At 73.6% G+C, this 19543-nt stretch carries 16 protein-coding genes; 6 read left to right on the top strand and 10 right to left on the bottom strand.

All coding sequences use genetic code 11. From position 1 onward, the window contains the following. Positions 1–52: 52 nt before the first annotated feature. From ABT053_RS02955 to ABT053_RS02935, 5 genes are all read left to right on the top strand, one after another. On the top strand, positions 53–2728 hold the full coding sequence (locus ABT053_RS02955) for a protein kinase domain-containing protein (RefSeq protein ID WP_350967140.1): 2676 nt from the start codon (positions 53–55) through the stop codon (positions 2726–2728). Positions 2729–2774: 46 nt separating this feature from the next. Further along, positions 2775–4886, top strand: a complete 2112-nt coding sequence (locus ABT053_RS02950; protein WP_350967139.1) for a serine/threonine-protein kinase — start codon at positions 2775–2777, stop codon at positions 4884–4886. 7 nt (positions 4887–4893) lie between these two features. Further along, the gene (locus ABT053_RS02945; protein ID WP_350967138.1) at positions 4894–5730 is read left to right on the top strand and encodes an AraC family transcriptional regulator; all 837 of its coding nucleotides are present in this window, start codon (positions 4894–4896) and stop codon (positions 5728–5730) included. 23 nt (positions 5731–5753) lie between these two features. Next, positions 5754–6434 carry an AzlC family ABC transporter permease gene (locus ABT053_RS02940; protein WP_350967137.1) on the top strand — a complete coding sequence of 227 codons (681 nt, stop codon included), beginning with the start codon at positions 5754–5756 and terminating at the stop codon, positions 6432–6434. A 228-nt stretch (positions 6435–6662) separates the two neighbouring features. After that, positions 6663–6974 carry an AzlD domain-containing protein gene (locus tag ABT053_RS02935; RefSeq protein WP_350967136.1) on the top strand — a complete coding sequence of 104 codons (312 nt, stop codon included), beginning with the start codon at positions 6663–6665 and terminating at the stop codon, positions 6972–6974. Positions 6975–7063: 89 nt separating this feature from the next. Here ABT053_RS02935 and ABT053_RS02930 read toward each other — a convergent pair whose 3' ends face one another. Further along, the gene (locus ABT053_RS02930; RefSeq protein WP_350967134.1) at positions 7064–8248 is read right to left on the bottom strand and encodes a sensor histidine kinase; all 1185 of its coding nucleotides are present in this window, start codon (positions 8246–8248) and stop codon (positions 7064–7066) included. Next, complete coding sequence (locus ABT053_RS02925; RefSeq protein ID WP_350967133.1) at positions 8248–8934, bottom strand: response regulator transcription factor; 687 nt, start codon at positions 8932–8934, stop codon at positions 8248–8250. The genes ABT053_RS02930 and ABT053_RS02925 overlap by 1 nt, the downstream gene beginning before the upstream one ends. A 121-nt stretch (positions 8935–9055) precedes the next feature. Between ABT053_RS02925 and ABT053_RS02920 the strand changes: the two genes are divergently transcribed. Further along, positions 9056–11239 carry an MMPL family transporter gene (locus ABT053_RS02920; protein WP_350967132.1) on the top strand — a complete coding sequence of 728 codons (2184 nt, stop codon included), beginning with the start codon at positions 9056–9058 and terminating at the stop codon, positions 11237–11239. Positions 11240–11669: 430 nt separating this feature from the next. Here ABT053_RS02920 and ABT053_RS02915 read toward each other — a convergent pair whose 3' ends face one another. Genes ABT053_RS02915 through ABT053_RS02880 form a run of 8 tightly spaced genes read right to left on the bottom strand, consistent with a single transcriptional unit; the run spans position 11670 to position 19268 of the window. Next, positions 11670–12899 carry a beta-ketoacyl synthase N-terminal-like domain-containing protein gene (locus ABT053_RS02915; protein ID WP_350967131.1) on the bottom strand — a complete coding sequence of 410 codons (1230 nt, stop codon included), beginning with the start codon at positions 12897–12899 and terminating at the stop codon, positions 11670–11672. A gap of 29 nt (positions 12900–12928) precedes the next feature. Continuing rightward, positions 12929–14191, bottom strand: coding sequence for a beta-ketoacyl-[acyl-carrier-protein] synthase family protein (locus tag ABT053_RS02910; RefSeq protein ID WP_350967130.1), 1263 nt, complete (start codon positions 14189–14191; stop codon positions 12929–12931). Then, the gene (locus tag ABT053_RS02905) at positions 14188–15024 is read right to left on the bottom strand and encodes a cupin domain-containing protein (protein WP_350967129.1); all 837 of its coding nucleotides are present in this window, start codon (positions 15022–15024) and stop codon (positions 14188–14190) included. The genes ABT053_RS02910 and ABT053_RS02905 overlap by 4 nt, the downstream gene beginning before the upstream one ends. A 57-nt stretch (positions 15025–15081) precedes the next feature. Continuing rightward, positions 15082–16404 (bottom strand): SAM-dependent methyltransferase, encoded by a 1323-nt coding sequence (locus ABT053_RS02900; RefSeq protein WP_350967128.1) that lies wholly within the window; start codon positions 16402–16404, stop codon positions 15082–15084. Then, a complete protein-coding gene (locus ABT053_RS02895) occupies positions 16401–17627 on the bottom strand; it encodes an FAD-dependent monooxygenase (protein ID WP_350967127.1) in 1227 nt (408 codons plus the stop codon). The genes ABT053_RS02900 and ABT053_RS02895 overlap by 4 nt, the downstream gene beginning before the upstream one ends. Continuing rightward, positions 17624–18172 (bottom strand): antibiotic biosynthesis monooxygenase family protein, encoded by a 549-nt coding sequence (locus tag ABT053_RS02890; protein WP_350967126.1) that lies wholly within the window; start codon positions 18170–18172, stop codon positions 17624–17626. The genes ABT053_RS02895 and ABT053_RS02890 overlap by 4 nt, the downstream gene beginning before the upstream one ends. Beyond that, entirely contained in the window at positions 18169–18918 is a 750-nt protein-coding gene (locus ABT053_RS02885; RefSeq protein WP_350967125.1) for an SDR family oxidoreductase, read from the bottom strand. The genes ABT053_RS02890 and ABT053_RS02885 overlap by 4 nt, the downstream gene beginning before the upstream one ends. Further along, positions 18915–19268 (bottom strand): SchA/CurD-like domain-containing protein, encoded by a 354-nt coding sequence (locus ABT053_RS02880; RefSeq protein ID WP_350967124.1) that lies wholly within the window; start codon positions 19266–19268, stop codon positions 18915–18917. The genes ABT053_RS02885 and ABT053_RS02880 overlap by 4 nt, the downstream gene beginning before the upstream one ends. Between the last annotated feature and the right edge of the window lie 275 nt (positions 19269–19543).

The following is a 19543-nucleotide window of genomic DNA, read 5'->3' as shown; positions in this document are numbered from 1 at the left end:
CTTTACCGGGCTATGAGAGTATTCGGGGGTTCAGAAGGAGGTAAGCCGGTTGATGGCCGAAGCACAGCCCGAGGGGCGCCGTATCGCCTCCCGCTACCACCTGCTCGAAGCCATCGGCCGGGGTGGCATGGGCATCGTGTGGCGGGCCCATGACGAGCTCCTCGACCGCGAGGTCGCGATCAAGGAGGTCCGTTACGCCGACATGCTCGGCGAGGACAACCAGGAGGACTTCAACCGGCGCACCAAGCGCGAGGCGCGTGCCGCCGGGCGCCTGACGCACCCGAACGTGGTGGTCGTCCACGACGTCGTCGAGGAGGACGGGCGTCCCTGGATCGTCATGCAGCTGGTGGAGTCGCGCTCCCTCGGCAAGGTGATGCGCCAGGACGGGCCGCTGCCGCCGCAGCGGGTCGCGGAGATCGGCCTCAAGCTGCTGGAGGCGCTGCGCGCCGCCCACGCCCAGGGAGTGCTGCACCGCGACGTCAAGCCGGAGAACGTGCTGCTGGCCGACGACGGCCGGGTGGTGCTGACCGACTTCGGCATCGCGACCCTGGAGGCCGAGACCGCGCTGACCATGACCGGCATCGCGGGCACCCCCGCGTTCATCCCGCCGGAGCGCATCAAGGGCGGCAGCGCGCAGCGCGAGTCCGACCTGTGGTCGCTCGGCGCGACCCTGTACGCCGCCGTCGAGGGCAGGCCCCCGCACGACCGGGGCGGGGCGCTGCCGACCATGCACGCCATCCTGAACGACGAGCCCGAACCCCCGGCCAACGCCGGGCCGCTCGCCCCGGTCCTCGAAGGGCTGCTCCGCAAGGACCCGGCGCTGCGCATGCCCTACAAGGAGGCCGAGCGGCTGCTGCGCCGGGTGGCCGAGGGCGACCGGGACCGGCCCGCCAGGACCGCCGTCATGCCGGCCGTGAGCCCGGCGGACGAGACCGACCCCGGGATCGACTTCAAGCCCGGCTCCGTCCCCGAGACGGGCGCGAAGCTGGACGCCGTACCCTCGGGCCCGAAGAAGGGCGCCTCTCCCACGCGCCGCGAGGAGCCGCGGAAGGCCGCCCCGAAGGCGCCCGCCGCTGACGTACGGCGGGAGTCCGCCCCCGCGGCGGCCGGTGCCGTGGCAGCCGGGTCCGTGGCGGCAGGGTCCGTGGCGGCAGGGTCCGCGGAGAAGGCAGCAGAGAAGGACGCGGAGAAGGCGGCGGGGAAGGACGCGCCCGCCGCGAAGGGCGGCCAGGCTCCCGGGGCCGGAGCCCCGGTTCCGGCCGCCGGAGCGGGTGCACAGGCCTCCGGGCAGGTTTCCGGGCAGAGCGCCGGACAGAGCGCCGGACAGAGCGCTGAGCAGGGTTCCGAGGCGGAGACGGACCCGAAGGCGAGCCGTCCCGCCGTCGAGGGCACACCTGTTCCCCCGGTGGCCGCCGCCGAGGCCGCGCCCCCGATCCTGGCCAGGTTCGCCCCCAAGCCGAGGCCCGCCGTCACCCCGGAGCCCGAGCCCACCCCGGAGCCCGAACCCAAGCCCAAGCCCGCGACCGCTCCCCCGGTCCTCGCCAGGTTCGCCCCCAAGCCGAGGCCCGCCGCCGACCCGAAGCCCGAACCCGCCGCCGACGTCGCGTCGTCCCGCGAGCCGAAGCCGGGCACGGCGGCCTCCGCGGCCTCCGGCGCAGCGGCCTCCGGCGCAGCGGCTTCAGGCGCGGCGGTCTCCGGCGCGGCGGCTCCCGGCGTCGCGGCCGGGAAGCGGCCCGCGCCGCAGGCGAGCCGTGAGAGCGCCCCGCCGGCCGGGGAGCCGGAAGCCGAGGCCGCGCGCCAGAAGCCCGCCGCGCGTCCCAACCCCTTCCCGCCCGTGGGGCGGGAGCCCGCGCCGAGACCGGAGCCCGTCGCGGAGCCCGTCTCCGCCTCCAGGGCCGAGCCCGCTCCGCGCGAGGAGCCCTCGCCCCCCTACGCGGGAGGCGGCGGCGCCTACTCCGGGAACCACGACACGCTCGCCTCGCGAGGGTCGGGCGGTTCCCGGGTGAGGCGGGGACTGCTCGTGCTCGTGCCCGCGTTGCTGATCGTCGGCGGGATCGCCGGCTGGCTCGGCATGCAGAGCGGCGACGGCGACGAGACCCCGCAGGCCAGGCCGGGCGAGCCGAGCGCGTCCAGCGCGTCGAACGCCCCGAGCGGCACCGCGGAGACGACCCCGGAGGGTTCGCCGGGCCCGGAGACGTCGCCGCCGTCCTCCTCCGCGTCCCCGTCGGAGTCGCCCTCGGCGTCCCCCTCGTCCAGCCCGAGCCCCTCCAAGACGGAGAAGAAGTCCCCCCTCCCCTCCGGCTGGAAGATGCACAAGGACAGCAACGGCTTCTCGATCGGCCTGCCGAAGGGGTGGGCCGTGGAGAAGCGGCCCGGCCAGCAGGTCTGGTTCCGCGGCCCCGACCGGACGAGCTTCGTCTTCGTCGAGTACGTCGACAAGGCCCGCCCCGATCCGAAGAAGGACTGGGAGGACCAGGAGAGGGCCGTCCGGGGCAACTTCTCCGGCTACCAGCGGATCAAGATCGCGAACGTCAAGTACATGGAGAAGGCCGCCGACTGGGAGTTCACCTGGAACACCAGCTCGGGCAAGGCTCGCGTGATCAACCGGGGGTTCGTCACCAAGGGCGGCCGGGGGTATGCGATTTACTGGCATACCCTGGCAAAGGACGCGAAGAAGAACATGCATCTCTTCGAAGGGTTCACCGCGACCTTCTCCTCGAAAAAGTGAGCGGGAGTCCTGACGCCCGCGGTCGGTGAGCTTGGAAGGGCGGGGGATGGCGGAGAGGAAGGTGGCGGGCCGCTACCGGCTGCTCGAACACATCGGCGAGGGCGGCATGGGCATCGTCTGGCGTGCCCACGACGAGCTCCTCGACCGGGTGGTGGCCGTCAAGGAGGTCCGTTACCGGGGAGTCGACGAGGACGCGCGCACCGACCTGAACCGGCGCACCATCCGCGAGGCCAGGACGGCGGGGCGCCTCGACCACCCCTCCGTGGTCATCGTGCACGACGTGGTCGAGGAGGACGGGCGTCCCTGGATCGTCATGCAGCTGGTCCGGTCCCGGTCGCTGGGTGAGATCGTCCGCACGGGCGGGCCGCTCCCGCCCGAGCGGGTCGCCTCGGTGGGGCTGCACGTGCTGGGCGCGCTGCGGGCCGCGCACGCCGCGGGGGTGCTGCACCGCGACGTCAAGCCGGAGAACGTGCTGCTGGCCGACGACGGCCGGGTGGTGCTGACCGACTTCGGCATCGCCTCCATGACGCAGGAGACCGGCATCACCCGTACGGGCGCGATGGTCGGCACCCCCGCGTTCCTGCCTCCCGAGCGGCTGCACGGGCTGCCCGCCACCCCGGAGTCGGACCTGTGGTCGCTCGGCGCGACGCTGTACGCGGCGCTGGAGGGCCGCCCCCCGTTCGAGCGGGCCACTGCCGCCGCCACCATGATGGCGGTCCTGCACGGCGAGCCCAGCCCGATGACCCATTCCGGGCCGCTGTCGGTGGCGATCCTCGGCCTGATGGCGAGGGACCCCGCCGCCCGGATGGTCCCCGACCAGGCCGAGGCCCTGCTCGGCCGCGCCTCCTCCTCCCCTTCCTCCCCCGGCCCGGTCGCCGGGCGGGCACCACATCCCGGGTCCGCCTCCGAACGCGCACCGCACTCCGGCCCCGCCTCCGAATGGGCATCGCACCCCGAACCCGCCTCCGAATGGGCACCGCACCCCGGGTCCACCTCCGAACGGGCGTCGCACCCCGGGCAGCGGGCGTACGCCTCCCCCGGGTTCCCCACCGACCCGCCACCGCGCCAGGACGTGGGGCGAGGCGCGTGGCAGCCGGGGTACGGGGACTCCCCGGGCGGTCCCGGACGGCCTCCGCACCCGGCCACGCCCACGCACCCGGGACAGCCGCAGTACGCGTCCGGGCACACCCGGCCCCCGGTCTCGCACACGCGGCCCGAGCAGCCCCCGTACCCGCACCCCGAGTCATACTCACAGCCCGAGCAGTCCCGCCCCCCGGCCGCGCGCACGTGGCCCGAGCAGCCCCCGTACCCGCACTCCCCGTCGTACGCGCGACCCGAGCCGTACATGGGGCCCGAGCCGTACACGCCCGAGCAGTACGCGTACCACGGACAGCAGTCCCCGCACACGCACCCCGGGCAGCGGGCGTACGGCACCGAGCCGTCGCCTCCCGGTTCCTGGCCGGGGCGGGAGCAGCCCACGGACACGGGGGCCGAGCCCGTGCGGCGGGCGCGGGCGGGGCGGCTGGCGCTCATGGCGGGGGTGCCCGCGCTCGTGGTGGCCGTCGGGGTCGGCGGGTGGCTGCTCGTACAGAACATGGACACCGCAGTGGACACCGGTGACGGCCGGGCCGAGGTCACGACCCCGGTCACCGGCCCCACCCCCACCCCGGAGCCGACCCCGGAACCGACCCCGACGGTGACGCCGCGCCCTTCCCGGATCATCCCCGCGGGCTGGCGGCTGCACCGCGACCCGATGGGCTTCTCCGTCGCGGTGCCGAGAAACTGGCAGGTCAAGCGGTTCGCCGGCCGTGACAGGGTGGAGTTCCGCGCCCCCGGCGCGAGCGGTTTCCTGTGGATCGAGTCCACCGACGACCCGGAGAAGAACCCGGTCATGCACTGGCAGAAGGTGGAGAAGGCCGGGAGGGCCGACAACGTCTGGCCCGGCTACCGGCGGATCGGCATCACCTCCCTGGCGTACCGGGGGGTGCCGGCCGCCGACTGGGAGTTCACCTACCTCAGGAACGGGGTCCGCACCCGCGTCCTGGACCGGGGCTTCCGCACCGCCGCCGACAAGCCGTACGCCATCTACTGGGAGAGCCCCGCGGCCGGGTGGGACCGCTCGTTCTTCGACACGTTCACCAGGACCTTCCGGCCGTGAGCGGCACATGAGCGGCCTGGAGAGGGCGCGTTTCTGGCGTACCCCGGCCCTGCCGGGGGTGGACCTCCTCAAGGCCAGATACGTGACCCACCGCTTCCCGCCGCACGCGCACGACGGCTACGCGATCGCGATGGTCCTGTCGGGGGTGGAGGAGTTCGCCTACCGGGGCGCCCTCCACCGCGCGGGGCCGGGCAGCCTCAGCACGCTCAACCCCGAGGAGGCGCACGACGGCTACGCGGGCGTCCCCGGCGGGTGGTCCTACCGGGTGCTGTACCCCTCGGTCGAGTTCGTCTCCGGGATCGCCGCCGAGCTGATGGCCGGGCACGGCACGCCCTGCTTCCCCGAGACCGTCACCTACCACCGGCCCACCGTCGAGCTGCTGCGGGCCGCGCACGACGCCGCGGAGGGGGGCGACGACCTCGCCTCCTCGACGCTGGCCCGCACGGCCTTCGCCGCCCTGCTCACCCGGCACGCCTCCCGCCGCCCCGCGAGCGCGCCGCACCACCTGGCCGACGACCCGGCGGTACGGCGGGCCCGGGAGATCCTGCACGAGCGGCTCGTCGACCCGCCCACGATCGAGGACCTGGCGCGGGCGGTGGACGCGAAGCCGTTCACCCTGATCAGGGCCTTCAAGGCGGCCACCGGGCTGCCCCCGCACGCCTACCTGAACACGCTGCGGATCATCCGGGCCCGGCGGCTGCTCCAGTCCGGCACCCCTCCCGCGCAGGTCGCCGGAGATGTCGGGTTCACCGACCAGGCCCACCTGAGCAGGCACTTCACCCGGACGGTGGGTGTGCCGCCGGCCGCGTACCAGCGCGCAGGAACGTACAAGACCGGCGCCTGAGGCCGAACCTAGGCTCACCTGCCATGGAAACAACCACTCGTTCCTCCGCGATCAGGGACGGACTGGGCGTGGGGATCGCCGTCGGCCTGTCGGGGGTGGCCTTCGGCGCCGCGGCGGTCACCGCGGGGCTCAGCGTCGCGCAGGCGTGCGTGCTGAGCCTGTTCGCCTTCACCGGCGCCTCGCAGTTCGCCCTGGTCGGCGTCGTCGCGGGCGGCGGCAACCTCGTCGCGGGCACGGCCGGCGCGATGCTGCTGGGCGCCCGCAACAGCCTGTACGGCCTCCGGATGGCCGGGGTGCTCGACATCCGGGGCTGGCGCAGGCCGCTGACCGCCCACGGGGTGATCGACGAGACGACGGCGGTCGCCCTGGCCCAGCCGGACGAGGAGTCGTCCAGGACGGCGTTCCTGGTCACCTTCGCCACCCTTTACGCGACCTGGAACGCCACCACCCTGGCCGGCGCGCTGGGCACCTCCTGGGTGACCGACCCCTCGGTGTTCGGCCTGGACGCGGTCGGTCCCGCGACGTTCCTCGCCATCCTGTGGCCCCGGCTCACCGGGAGGGGCGCCGAGGCCCGCTCACTGCGCCTGATCGCGGCCTGCGGCGCGGCGGTCGCGCTGGCCGCGACCCCGTTCACCCCGCCGGGCGTGCCCGTGCTGCTCGCGTCCGTGGCCGTGCTCGCGGTGATCCTGAGGAGGCCGAAGTGACCGTGCCCGCGACGCCCCGAAGGAGACCGATGCTCGCGGCGCCTCAAAGAAGGCCCATGCCCGCGGTGCCTCAAAGAAGGCCCATACCCGCGGTGCCTCAAAGGAGACCCATGCTCGCGGTGCCTCAAAGAAGACCCCTGCCCGCGGCGCCTCAAAGGAGACCCATGCTCGCGACGCCCCCGAGGAGACCCAAGTGACCATGCTTACGGTGACTCCGAGGAGATCCGAGTGACCATCTGGTGGGCCATCGTCGCCACCTGCGCCGCCTGTTACGCGCTGAAGCTCGCCGGGCTGTCGGCCCCGCGCCGCGTCCTCGACCATCCCGGGGTGCAGCGCTTCGCGACGCTGGTCCCGGTGGCCCTGCTGGCGGCGCTGATCGCGGTGCAGACCTTCGGCGACGGGCAGGCGCTGCACCTCGACTGGCCGCGCACCGCGGGGATGGGGGCCGCCGTCGTGGCGCTGCTGCTGCGCGCCCCGTTCCTGGTCGTCCTCGCGGCGGCGGCCGTCGTCACCGCCGCGCTGCGCCACCTGCTGAGCTGAGGTCGTCACCACCGTGCCGTCCGCTGAGCCGAGGCGTCGGCGCCGGGCCACCTCGTGAGCCGGGGGCGTCACGTCCCGGCCCGGGAACGTCAGTGCCGGGCCGTGCTCCGGGCCGGGCCGGGGTCGTCGCCTCGCGCCGGGTCCGGGGCACGGCCGTGACCGGGCGCGCCCGTGCCGCGCGGGAACCGTACGCGGAAGGTGGCGCCCGCGCCGGGGCGTGAGGTCACCGTGGCGTCGCCCCCGTGCGCGGCGGCGACGGCCGCGACGATGGACAGCCCGAGGCCCGCGCCCCCCTGGCGGGCGCCGTCGCGGGGGTGGCCGGCCCGGTGGAAACGCTCGAAGACGAGGGCGCCCTGCTCGGCGGTGAGACCGGGCCCCTCGTCGGCCACCTCGACCACGGCGTGCTCGTCGTCCACCCGGATCCTGACGACCGCCGGGGTCCCCTCGGGGGTGTGGCTGAGCACGTTGGCCAGGAGGTTGCCGACGATCTGACGGATCCCGGCGGCGTCGCCGGGCACCTCGACGGGTCCCTCGCACTCCAGCGAGAGCGGCCTGAGCGGCTCGATGGCGAGGGTGTCGGCGACCGCGTCGGCGGCGAGCGAGGTCAGCTCCACCGGGGAGCGCTCCAGGGGACGGCCCTGGTCGAGGCGGGCGAGCAGCAGCATCTCGTCGACCAGGGAGCCCATCCGGGTGGCCTCGGCCTCGATCCTGCGCATGGCCTTGGCGAGGTCCTCGGGCCGGGTGGCCGCGCCGCGCCGGAACAGCTCGGCGTAGCCGCGGATGGAGGCGATCGGGGTGCGCAGCTCGTGGGAGGCGTCGGCGACGAAGCGGCGCAGCCGGTCCTCGGACGCCTCCCGTTCGCGGAACGCCTCCTCGATCTGGGCGAGCATCTGGTTGAGCGCGTGGCCCAGGCGGCCCACCTCCCCGGTGGCGGGCGCGGCCTCGATGCGGCGCTCCAGGTTGCCCTCGCCGATGGCCGCCGCGGTCTCGACGATGCGGTCCAGCGGGCGCAGCCCCCGGCGGATCAGGTGGGTGGCGAGCAGGGTCAGGCAGGCGAGCGCGAACACCGAGGAGCCGATCATGACCAGGGCGACGCGCTCGGTCAGCTCGTCGGAGGCGGCGACCAGCGCCTCGGGGGTGGTGAGGGCGAGCAGCCGGGCGCTGCCGTGGCCGCGCCAGTCCTGCAGCGCGCCGAACGTCGCCCCCGCCGCCGTCCCGAGGGCGAGGGCGACCAGGCCCACGACGGTGAGCACGAGGCGGGTGCGCAGCGACATCAGTCTTCCCTGGGCAGGCGCACGACGTATCCCACCCTGGGCACGGTGTGGATGAGCGGCGGGTGCGACGCGTCGACCTTGCGGCGCAGGTAGCTGATGTAGGTCTGCACGACCCCGTCGTTGCCGCCGAAGTCGTACTCCCACACGTGGTCGAGGATCTGCCGCTTGGAGACGACCTTGCCCGCGTTGGCCACCAGGAAGCGCAGCAGCTTGAACTCCGTCGGGGTGAGGTCGACGCGCCGGCCGTCGCGCCACACCTCGTGGGCGTCCTCCTCGATGACCAGGTCGGCGAAGGTCACCCTGCCGCCCTCGGCGCCGGTCCGCCGGGTCCTGCGCAGCACGGCGCGGATCCTGGCGATGAGCTCCTCCAGGCTGAACGGCTTGGTGACGTAGTCGTCACCCCCCACGGTCAGCCCGCCGATCTTGTCCTCGGTGGCGTCGAGCGCGGTGAGGAAGACGACCGGGACCTCCGAGCCCGTCATCCTGATCCGGTGGCAGACCTCCGTGCCGAGCACGTCGGGCAGCATCACGTCCAGGACGATCAGGTCGGGGGCGAAGGTCTCGGCCAGCGACACCGCCGCGGCGCCGGTCTCGGCGATCGCCGTCTCGAACCCCTCGTAGCGGAGGGCGGTTGCGACCAGATCGGCGAGATATGGCTCGTCATCTACGACCAGTATGCGGCTCACCTGATAAGTCTCACTCAGAGGATCTTTGAAAGACCATAGAAAACCCTGTGAAGAGTGATTCACAGACCGCTCTAAGGGCGGGCACACGGACATCGAAGATCTTTTTGTTGCACTGGGTGACATGGAGAGAATCTCGGTTTTCGTACTGCGACGCAAAGGGCTGGTCGCCCTGCTGGCCGTGCTGGGATTCCTGGTGGGTATGGGCGCGACGCCGATCGCGATTCAGCGGCTCTCCGAGGAATACTCACACCCAGGAATGCCCGCTTTCGATGCCAATCAGGAAATTGTCAGAATTTACGGGAATGGCGGCTACCAGCGGCCGTTCGTCCCGGTCGTCGTGCTTCCCGAGGGAATGCGGGCCGACGAGCAGAAAGAGACCCTCGGCCGCGCCTTCGCCGCCGTCTCCGCCAGGCTTCCCCAGGCCCGCGTGGTCTCGTACGCGAGCACCGGCGACTCCCGGCTGGTCGGCAACGACGGCCGGACCACGTTCGGGCTGGTCTTCCCCGGCACCTACTCCGACGGCAGCCCGCCGGGCGGCGGCCTCGGCGAGACGCCGAACGAGAGCCCGGTCATCGTCGCGGCGATGACCCCGGCGCTGCCGCCGGGCGCGAGCGTGCACGTCACGGGGCTGGACACCCTCGCGCCGAGCGTGGACGCGGGCGGCGTGGACGTGCCCGCCAAGATCGGCATCGGGGTGGCCGCCGCGGTGCTCGTCCTGCTGCTGGTGTTCCGCTCGGCGCTCGCCTTCGTACCGCTTCTCATCGCGGTCCTGTCCATCTTCGTGTCGTTCGTCGTGATCCTGCTGCTGACACTGGTGACGACCGTGCACGACGTGGCCCTCACCACCATGCCGCTGCTGGGCCTGGGCATCGCGGTCGACTACTCGCTGCTGCTGGTGGCCCGCTGGCGGGAGGAACGGGCGGGCGGGCACCGCGGCGACGAGGCCGTGCACCGGGCGATGGCGGGCGCGGGGCGGGCGGTGCTGTTCAGCGGCGTCGCGGTCGCGATCGGCCTGGTGACCATGGTGGTGCTGCCGGTGCCGTTCCTGCGCAGCCTCGGCCTCGCCGGGATGATCATCGCGGCGGTGAGCGTGGCCACGACGCTGACCGTGCTGCCGGTGCTGCTCGCCCTCACCGGGCGGCGGCTCGACCGCAGGCGCGCCCGCGACGGCCGGGCCGGGCTCCCCTTCCGGCGCGAGGCGCGGGCCGGGCGGGCCTGGTCGGCGTGGGCGCGCGGCGTGGTACGGCTGCGCTGGCCCGCCGCCCTGCTCACCGGCGGGGTGCTGGTCGCGCTGACGGTGACCGCCCTGGGCGTCAACCTCGGCCTGCCGGAGAGCAGGAACCTGCTCACCTCGGGGCCCGGCCACGAGGGGCTGTCCGCGCTGCGCCAGGCGGGCGTACCGGCCGGCTCGATCACCCCGTTCGACGTCCTGGTGACCGGCGACCCCGCCCGGACCGCCGAGAGACTGCGGGGCGTGGAGGGCGTGTCGGCGGTGCTCGCCCCCGGCGGCCCGTCCTGGCGCCGCGACGGCACCGCCGTCGTCACCGTGCTCCCGGCCGCGGAGAACGGCACCGCGGAGGGCGAGGCGACCATCAAGCGGGTGCGCGAGGCGGTGCCCACCGGCGCGCGGGTCGGCGGCAACGCGGCGCAGAGCATGGACTTCCAGGAGCGCACCTACGGGGCGTTCCCCTGGATGCTCGGCCTGATCGCGCTGGTCACGTTCGTCATGCTGGCGCGGGCGTTCCGCTCGCTGCTGCTGCCGCTGAAGGCGATCGTCCTCAACCTGCTCTCGCTGGGCGCGGTGATCGGCGCGATGGTGCTGCTGTGGCAGTTCGGCTGGGGGACGAGGGAGCTGCTGGACATCCAGCCCACCGGCTCGATCGGCGAGTTCGTGCCGCTCACCATCTTCGCCTTCCTGTACGGCCTGAGCATGGACTACGAGGTGTTCATCCTGGCCAGGATGCGCGAGGAGTACGACAGGTCGGGCAGCACGGAGCACGCGGTGATCGAGGGGGTGGGCCGCACCGGGCGGCTGGTCACCTCGGCGGCGCTGATCCTGTTCATCTCCTTCACCGCGCTGGCCATGACCCCCGAGCTGGACGTGAAGGTGTTCGCCAGCGGCCTCGCCCTGGGCATCTTCCTGGACGCCACCCTGATCCGCGGCATCCTCGTCCCGGCGGTGGTCGCGATGATGGGCCGCTGGAACTGGTGGCTGCCCGTCTGGACGGCACGGCTCCTGCGGGTGGAGCCCTCCCCCTTGAGAGGGGAGAACCCCGAGCCGGTCAGGATCCCGGAACCGGTCTAGCCTCCCGGCCCCGGTCCGGGGTCCGGAATTGGTCCGGGATCCAGAACCGGTCCGGGATCCAGAACCAGTCCGGGATCCAGAATCGGTCCGGGATCCAGAACCAGTCCAGGGTTCCGCGAACGGTGAGACGGCCACCGCCTCCGAGAGGCGGTGGCCGTTCCCGTGTCTCCCCAACGCCAGGGGACCGGGCTTTCCCGGCTCCCGCTCCGGTCGGCCGACCCGGGATCCGGGACCCCGGACCCGGGACCCGGGACCCGGAGGCTGAGATCCGGAAGCCGGGATCCGGAAGCCGGAAGCCGGAAGCCGGAAGCCGGGATCCGGAAGCCGAGGTCCAGCAGCCTATGGGGGCGACGTCCTGGATTCGCCGGGCAGCGCAACGGCCACCGCCCAGGCAGGCGGTGGCCGTTGCGCGTTTCTCTTTCCCGGGGCGTCAGGCGGCGGTCAGTACCGCCGCGGAGTTGAAGCCGCCCGAGCCTCGGGCCACGACCAGCGCGGCCGACAGCCCGTCCACGGCCCTGGCCTCGGTGACCAGGTCCAGGCCCTCGACGGCGGCGGTGCCGTCGGTGCCGACGGTCGGCGGAATCACCCCTCCGGCCAGGGACAGGGCCGCCCACGCGACGTCGAGGGCCGCGCCGCCGGAACACAGGCGGCCGGTCATCGTCTTGGGCACCGTGACCGGCACGCGGCGACCGCCGAACACCTCCCGCAGCGCCGCCACCTCCTGCGCGTCCCGCACCGGGTCACCGGCACCGTCGGCGAAGACCACCCCGACGTCCTCGGGGCCGAGCCCGGCGCGGGAGATCGCCTCGCGCATGGCCCTGGCGTACTGCCGGTGGCCGGGGGCCGGGTCGCTCACGTGGTGGGCGTCGTGGGTGGAGGCGGTCCCGGCGATCTCGGCGTAGACCGTCGGGGCGCACCGGCCGAGGGCGCTGTTCCGGTCCTCCACGATGAGCATCGCGCCTCCCTCGCCGGGGACGTGGCCACCCGCGCCGGGAGCGAAGGGCCGGTAGGCCGTGGCCGGGTCGCCCCCGCGTCCGGCCGTCGCCTCACCGGCCTGGCAGGCCAGCGCGTACGGCGACAGCGGCGCCTCGGTGCCCCCGGTCACGACGACCTCGGTGCCCCGGCGGATCAGCCGGGCCGCCTCGGCCAGCGCGTCGATCGCCCCGGCCGCGTCCGCGACCACCACCCCGCAGGCGCCCTTGAGCTGGTGCTTGATGGACAGCTGGCCGCTGCTCGCGGCGTAGAACCAGCCGATGGACTGGTAGGCGCTCACCGCCCGCGGCCCCTTGCTCCACAGCGCCTGGATCTCCCGCTGCCCGAAGGCGTTCCCTCCGGAGGCCCCCGCGGTCACCACCGACAGGTCGAACGGATCCTCCCTCGCGGGATCGAGGGCGGCGTCGGCCAGGGCGAGCTCGGTGGCGGCGAGGGCGAACCAGGTCCACCGGTCGGTCTGCACCAGCAGCCTGCTGTCGACGAACTCGCGCTCGTCGAAGCCGGTGACCTCCCCCGCCAGCCCGATCGGCGCCCCGGTGGCGTCGAACGACGTTACCGGGCCGATCCGGCTCCGCCCGGTCAGCGACTCCTCCCAGTGCTCGGCCACGCCGATCCCGGTCGGGGCGACCACGCCGATCCCGGTGATCACGGCTCTGCGGTCGCTCATCGGCCCGCCCCGGCTCGGAGAACGGTCGCTCATCGGACCGCCCCCGGCTCGGAGAAGATCATCGCGGACTGGAACCCGCCGAAGCCGCTGCCCGCGGAGAGCGCGTGCCTGGCGGACACCTCGCGTGCGACCAGGGGTGTGTAGTCCAGGTCGCACTCGGGGTCGGGGACGGTCAGGTTGGCCGTGGGCGGGACCACCCCCCGCTGCAGCACCAGGGCGCAGGCGGCCATCTCGATCGAGCCGATCGCGCCGAGCGAGTGGCCGATCACCGACTTGATCGAGCTGATCGGCACCCGCCGGGCGTGGTCGCCGAGGCTCCGCTTGTAGGCGGACGTCTCGTGCAGGTCGTTCTGCCTGGTCCCGGACCCGTGGGCACTGATGTAGCCGATGTCCTCGGGGTTGAGCGCGGCCTGGCCGAGCGCGTCGCCGATGGCCTCGCCCAGCTCGTGGCCGTCGGGCCGCAACCCGGTCATGTGGAAACCGTTGGCCCGCGCGGCGTAGCCGGTGATCTCGCAGTAGACGCGGGCCCCGCGCCTGCGGGCGTGCTCCAGCTCCTCCACCACCAGCACCGCCGCGCCCTCGCCGAGGACGAAGCCCTTGCGCCCGGCGTCGAAGGGCCGCGAGGCCGCCTCGGGCTCGCCGTTGCCCGGGCTGGTGGCGCGGATGGCGTCGAAGCACGCCACGGTGATCGGGGAGATCGGCGCGTCCGACGCCCCCGTGATCATCATGTCCGCCTCGCCGTCCTGGACGAGCCGGTAGGCCCGGCCGATCGCGTCGATGCCGGAGGTGCAGCCGGTCGAGACGACGGCGGCCGGGCCGTGCGCGCCGTACCGGACCGCGAGCTCGGCCGCCGCGCTGGAGGGCACCAGCGCCTGGTAGAGGAACGGCTTGAGGTGGCGGTGGTCCACCTCCCAGTCTCTGCCACGGTCGCTGGCGACGACGTACTCCTCCTCCAGGGTGATGGTGGCCCCCACCGCCGAGCCGAGGCTGACCCCGGCCCGCTCGGGGTCGGCCGCGCCGAGGTCGAGGCCGGAGTCGGCCAGCGCCTCGTCGGCGCAGGCGACGGCGAGCTGGGTGAAGCGGTCCATCCGCCGGACCTCGCGCGGGGTGAGCCCGCGGGCGGCGGGGTCGAAGTCGACCTCGGCCGCGATCTGGGAGCGGAACGGGGACGGGTCGAAGGCGGTGATCCGGCGGACGGCCGGTTTGCCGTCGACGATCCGGTTCCAGAACTCCTCCCGGCCCACCCCGCCCGGGGCGATCACCCCGATGCCGGTGACGACGACCCGTCTCACGCTCTCACCTTCTCGGGGCAGGGCTCGGTGTCCACGTGCCCGAGCTCGGGGCTGGGGGCGAGCGGGCTGAGCTGGAACACCATGAGCGCGTCGTCCTCGCCGGCGTTGGTGAGGCGGTGCCTGACGTTCCGGGGGACGAGCAGCGCCTGCTCGGCGCCGACGGTGAGCGGCTCGCCGTCGAGGTCCACCCTGAGCGTCCCGGTCGCGACGAACACGTACTCCTCGGAGTAGGGGTGGTAGTGCTCGGAGACGGCCTCACCCGGCGCCAGCCGTACGGCCCCGCAGAAGCCCGACGAGGAGCCGCAGGTCGCCGGGGAGACCAGGGTGCGCAGGTCACCGCCGCGCCTGGTGTTGGACGGCACGTCGTGAAAGCCCACGACGCGGCGGCGGCGCCGCTCCACCTTCTCCTTGATCAGCGACATCTGGACCGCGGAGTTGGCGTTGATCCGGTCGGTCATCCCCCGGGTGTCGACCGGGGCCTCGGGCCTCATGTGGAAGTCCTGCACCCAGCGCATGCGGGTGCGGTCGGGACCGAGCTCCTCGTAGACCCAGGTGATGTTCATGAACTCGAACGGCCCGGTCTCCACCCGGCGCGCCCGGACCGTCCAGGTGTCGCGGTCCCAGGAGCGCTCCGAGACCCAGGACCAGACGCGGTCCCGCTCGTCGGGGTGCATGGTGAGCCGGAAGGTCACCGAGTCGTCCGACTCGGCGAGGATCTCCACCTTGGCGTACTCGGAGAAGAGCTCCGGCCAGGTCTGGACGTCGTTCGTCTGGTCCCAGACGAAGCCGATGGGCGCGTCGATCTCGATCGCGTTGTCGGTGTGTCCGATCATGATGTGCGTTCTCCCTCTCAGGCGCTCAGGCGCTTAGAAGCTCAGATGCTCAGGCGCTCAGGCTCCGGTCGCGGCCAGCCGCTCGGTCACGAGTTCTCTCATCAGGGACGGCGTGGCCTCGGCCGTCAGCTGTTCCTCCACGTCCACGCCGAACCGGTCCTGGATCTGGGTGGCGATCTCCACCCGGGCCAGCGAGTCGAGGTCCAGCTCGTCGAAGCTGAGCTCCAGGGCGTCGTCCCCGGTCGCGGGGTCCAGGCCCACGGCGAGCAGCAGTTCGCGCACGTTCTGGTCGGTGAATGGCATCGTCGTCGTTCCCTGTCGTCGGTCGGTGTCTCTGGAGTGCGGGTCGATGTCACGGGGGTGCGGGCGGATGTCGTGAGAGTGCGGGTCGATGTCACGGGGGTGCGGGCGGATGTCGTGAGAGTGCGGGTCGATGTCACGGGGGTGCGAGTGGATGTCACGGAAGTACGGGGCGGTGTCGCTGAGGTGCGCGCCGGTGTCGTGGGAGGTGCGGGTCGGTGACCCCGGATAGCGGCCGTCGTCGCGCCGGGCGTCGACGAGCCAGATCCGGGCCGGGCCGACCACCCCCGGGTCCGCCATCGCGGGGACCGGACGGCCCAGCTCCCGGGCGAGGTCGGCCTGGTGGGTCACCGAGGCGCGCCAGCCGTACCCGGCGAGCCACGCCCGCGGGTCCTCCACGGTGGACCGCCAGGCGGCCTGGGTGGAGGTGAGCCTGCTCATCGCGGGACGCATCTGCGGCAACTCGGCGTACGCCCGGTTGACGTGCTCGACGGCGAGCCTGCTGCCCAGGGACGACAGCTCGGAGACCCGGCCGAGGAGGCGCGCGCCGTCCCCCGGCGTGAGATACATCAGCACGCCCTCGATCAGCCAGGCGATCGGCCCGGCCGGGTCGAGACCGGCGGCCAGCAGCGGTGACGACCAGTCCCCGCGCAGGTCGGCGGCGACGACCGTACGGTCGCAGGCGGGCCGGGCCCCCCGGTCGGCCAGCGCCCTCTCCTTGAAGGAGATCAGGTCCGGCAGGTCGACCTCGAACAGGCGGGTGCCCTCGGGCCAGTCCAGCCGGAACGCGCGGGTGTCCAGGCCGGCGGCGAGCAGGACCACCTGCCGGGGTCCGGCCGCCACGGCCTCGCGCAGCCGGTCGTCGAAGAAGCGGGTGCGCAGGACGAAGTGCTCCCCGGCTCGGCGGCCCGCCTCGCTGATCCCGGCGATCCGTCCCGCGGCGCCGGCGAGCGGGCCCGCCAGCGGGTCGTCGAAGAGCCGGTCGGGACGCGCGCTCTCGGCCTCCCTCGCCTGGGCGATCACCACCGCGGTGCGGCTCACGCCGGTGGGCAGGCCGGGTTCTCCGGTGGGTCGGGTCATTCCTCGCTCCTGTCGCCCGTGAAGCCGTTGAGGCCGTTGAAGTCTGTGAAGCCGGTGAAGTCCGTGAAGCCCGTGAAGCCGGTGGCCATGGTGAGCCGGTAGGTCTCGCGGTAGACCAGCCGGTCGAAGGTGAGGCGCATGAACGCGTCGCGCGCCGCGCAGGCGACCGGGTGCCGCCAGCGGGTGAGCTCGCCGTTGGCCCGCGACCGCCGGACCATCCGGGTGGTGCGGTCCACCCGCCGCGCCTCGTAGCCGGCCAGTGCACGCGGCACGTCGCCGCCGGTGAGGGTGAGCTCGTCGGCCAGCACGAGGGCGTCCTCGATCGCCTGGCCCGCGCCCTGGCCGAGGTTGAACGTCATGGGGTGGGCCGCGTCCCCCAGCAGCGTCACCGGGCCGTGGCTCCAGCTCCGCAGCGGGGGCCGGTCGAAGACGTGCACCGGGGTGACGTCGTCCGCCCCGGTGGCCGCGATCAGGTCGGGGATCGGGTCGGGCCAGCCGTCGAACTCCTCGGCCAGCAGGTCGAGGGCGCTCACCCCGAGCCTGGGGACGATCCGGTCGCCGAGCACCCCGTCCCAGTAGACGTGGTCGCCGGTGAGCCGGTAGCAGACGAACCACCGGCCTCGGCCCCACGTGCTGAGGAAGGTGCGCGCGGGCACCCCGGAACCCGGCAGCCGGATCACTCCCTGGAAGGCGGTGAACCCGGCGTAGCGGGGCGGCGGGTCGCCGGGGAGCAGCGCGGCGCGTACGGCCGAGCGCAGCCCGTCGGCGCCGACGAGCAGGTCCGCCCGTTCCTCGCGGCCGTCGCCGAACCGGGCGACGACACGCTCGCCCGTCACGGTGAGGCCGGTGAACCGGGAGCCCGTCACGAGGTCGTCCCCCACCCGGTCGGCGAGGAGGGCGTGCAGCTCGGGGCGGCTGACGCTGTGGACGGGCGCGCCGAGGGGGCCGGCCATGCGCGCCATGGACCACTCCGCGATCCGGCGGCCGCGCGCGTCCCTGAACAGGTGCCGGTCCAGCTCGTGACCGATCTTGCGAACCCCGGGCTCCAGCCCGAGCGCGCGCAGCGCGAGCACGGCGTTGTGCCAGAGCACCAGCCCGTGTCCCGCCTGTGCCGCGCGCGGCCCGGGGGCGCGTTCGTGCACGCTGACCTCGGCTCCCGCGGCCCGCAGCGCCAGCGCCGCGGTCAGCCCGCCGATGCCGCCCCCGACGACGACCACCCTCACGCGGATCCCCGCGCGACGGCCGCCGCAGCGGGCCCCACCTCCGCTTCGGGCGAGATGCCCGCTTCCTCCCTCGAAGACGCCTCGCCTCTCAGGTGCGCTTCCCCACTCGAGAAAGCTTCCTCCTTCGAGAACGCCCCCTCCCTAAAGGGCGCTTCGCCCCTCAAGAGTGCTTCGCCCCTTGAAGGCGCTCCGTCCCTCAGGAGTGCTTCGCCCCTTGAAGGCGCTTCGTCCCCGACCGGCGCGCCCGCCTCCGTCTCCGCCCGGATCAGGAAGCGCAGGGAGCGGGCCTCGGTCACGCACTCCCGCATCGGCCGGACGAGCTCGCGGTGCTCCTCGGTGGCCTCCCAGGCGAGGAAGTCGGCCACCCGGCGCCACTCGCTGGTGATCAGCCACTGCTCGGGGTCGGTGACCGACTGGCAGACCTGGTCCCTGAGGTGCCCGGGTACGCCGCCGGACACCTGGTACCGGATCCTCTCGTAGGCGGCGAGGAAGTCCTCCCGCCGCTCGGCGGGCACCCGGATCAGGAAGACGATCCGGGCCCTCACCGGGGGCCTCCCACGCCGGGCGGCGGCCCGCCGCCGAGTTCGGAGGTGAACTCGAACCTGCCCAGCACCGGCACGCAGCTCCCGTACAGGCCGTCCGCGGCCTCGCTGGTCAGGAAGGCGACGACCCTGGCGACCAGGTCGGGGGTGACGGTGTGGTCGAAGTTCGTACCCGGGCGCTCCCGGCGCTTGTCCGGGGTGTCGGCCATGGTCATGACGACCGTGTTGGCGTGGATGCCGCTCCGCTTCACCTCGTGCGCGATGGAGCGGACCCAGGCGACCAGCGCCGCCTTCGCCGCGGCGTACGCCGACAGCGCGGGCAGCGGCACGTCGGCGAGCGGGGTGCTGAAGTAGACCAGCCGCGCGCCCTCGGTCAGGTGCGGCAGGACCGCCTGGGTGGCGGTGACGGCCGACAGGAAGTTGTCGCGCAGCATCCGCTCGTAGACGCCGGTGTCCATCAGGAACAGCGGGCCGGCCCGGAAGCCGCCGGCCATGTGGACCAGCCCGTCGAGCCGGCCGAAACGCCCGATCGCCTCCTCGGCGGCCAGGCGGGCGCCCTCGGGGTCGGAGACGTCCGTGGCCAGCGTCTCGACGCGCCCGGGGACGCCGTGCCGCCGCTCCAGCACGGCGAGGCGGTCCTTGTCGCGGCCGGTGAGCAGCAGCCGGTCCCCCCTGGCGCCGAGCAGCTCGATCACGGCCTCGGCGAGCTGCCCGGTGGCCCCGGTGACGACGAAAGCGGGGGCGGTCATCGGACCGGCTCCGCGACCCGGGTGGTCACGTGGTCCATCAGGGAGGACAGGAAGAAGGACCGCGCGCCGTCGGGGCTGCCCATGTCCCGGGGGACCGCGAGGTAGCCGTCCAGCTCGCGCTCCAGCCTCTGGATGCTCGGCTGCCTGGACAGGTGGGCCATCACGCTCGGCAGGTTGCCGTCGATCTCGATGACCCGGATGACCGTGGTGTCCTTCATGAAGATCGAGGTGCTCAGCAGCCGGGTGCCGTCGGAGGTCTCCCACTCGGGGGGAGCGTAACTCGACAGCAGCTCCCTCACCGCCGCCTCCGCGCCGGGCCTGATCTGGAAGGTGATCGCGTAGCGCTGCATCGGGCCTCCTGGGTCGCGGGCGGCCGTCCGCCGCCTTCTGCGAACAGCCTGTTCGCCGGGGGACCGGCCTGTCTTCCGCCACGCGGCCGGACCTGCGCTCCCCCGGCGGACGGACCCCCTCCGCCCCGGGCAGGAGGCCGCCGCTCCCACCGGAGCCCCCGCCGCCGGGCGCGCGGGGACGGAATCACATGATCCCAAGCAACCATTTGCTTTACACTTGATTGAAATCCTTATCAGGCGGAATTGCGGACGACGCGATTCACGAATTTCACCCG

Source organism: Streptosporangium sp. NPDC002524 (assembly GCF_040295985.1).
In the GTDB taxonomy this organism is placed as follows: Bacteria; Actinomycetota; Actinomycetes; order Streptosporangiales; family Streptosporangiaceae; genus Streptosporangium.
Note: the sequence above shows the minus strand (reverse complement) of the source record. Positions and strands in the feature narration are given on the sequence as shown.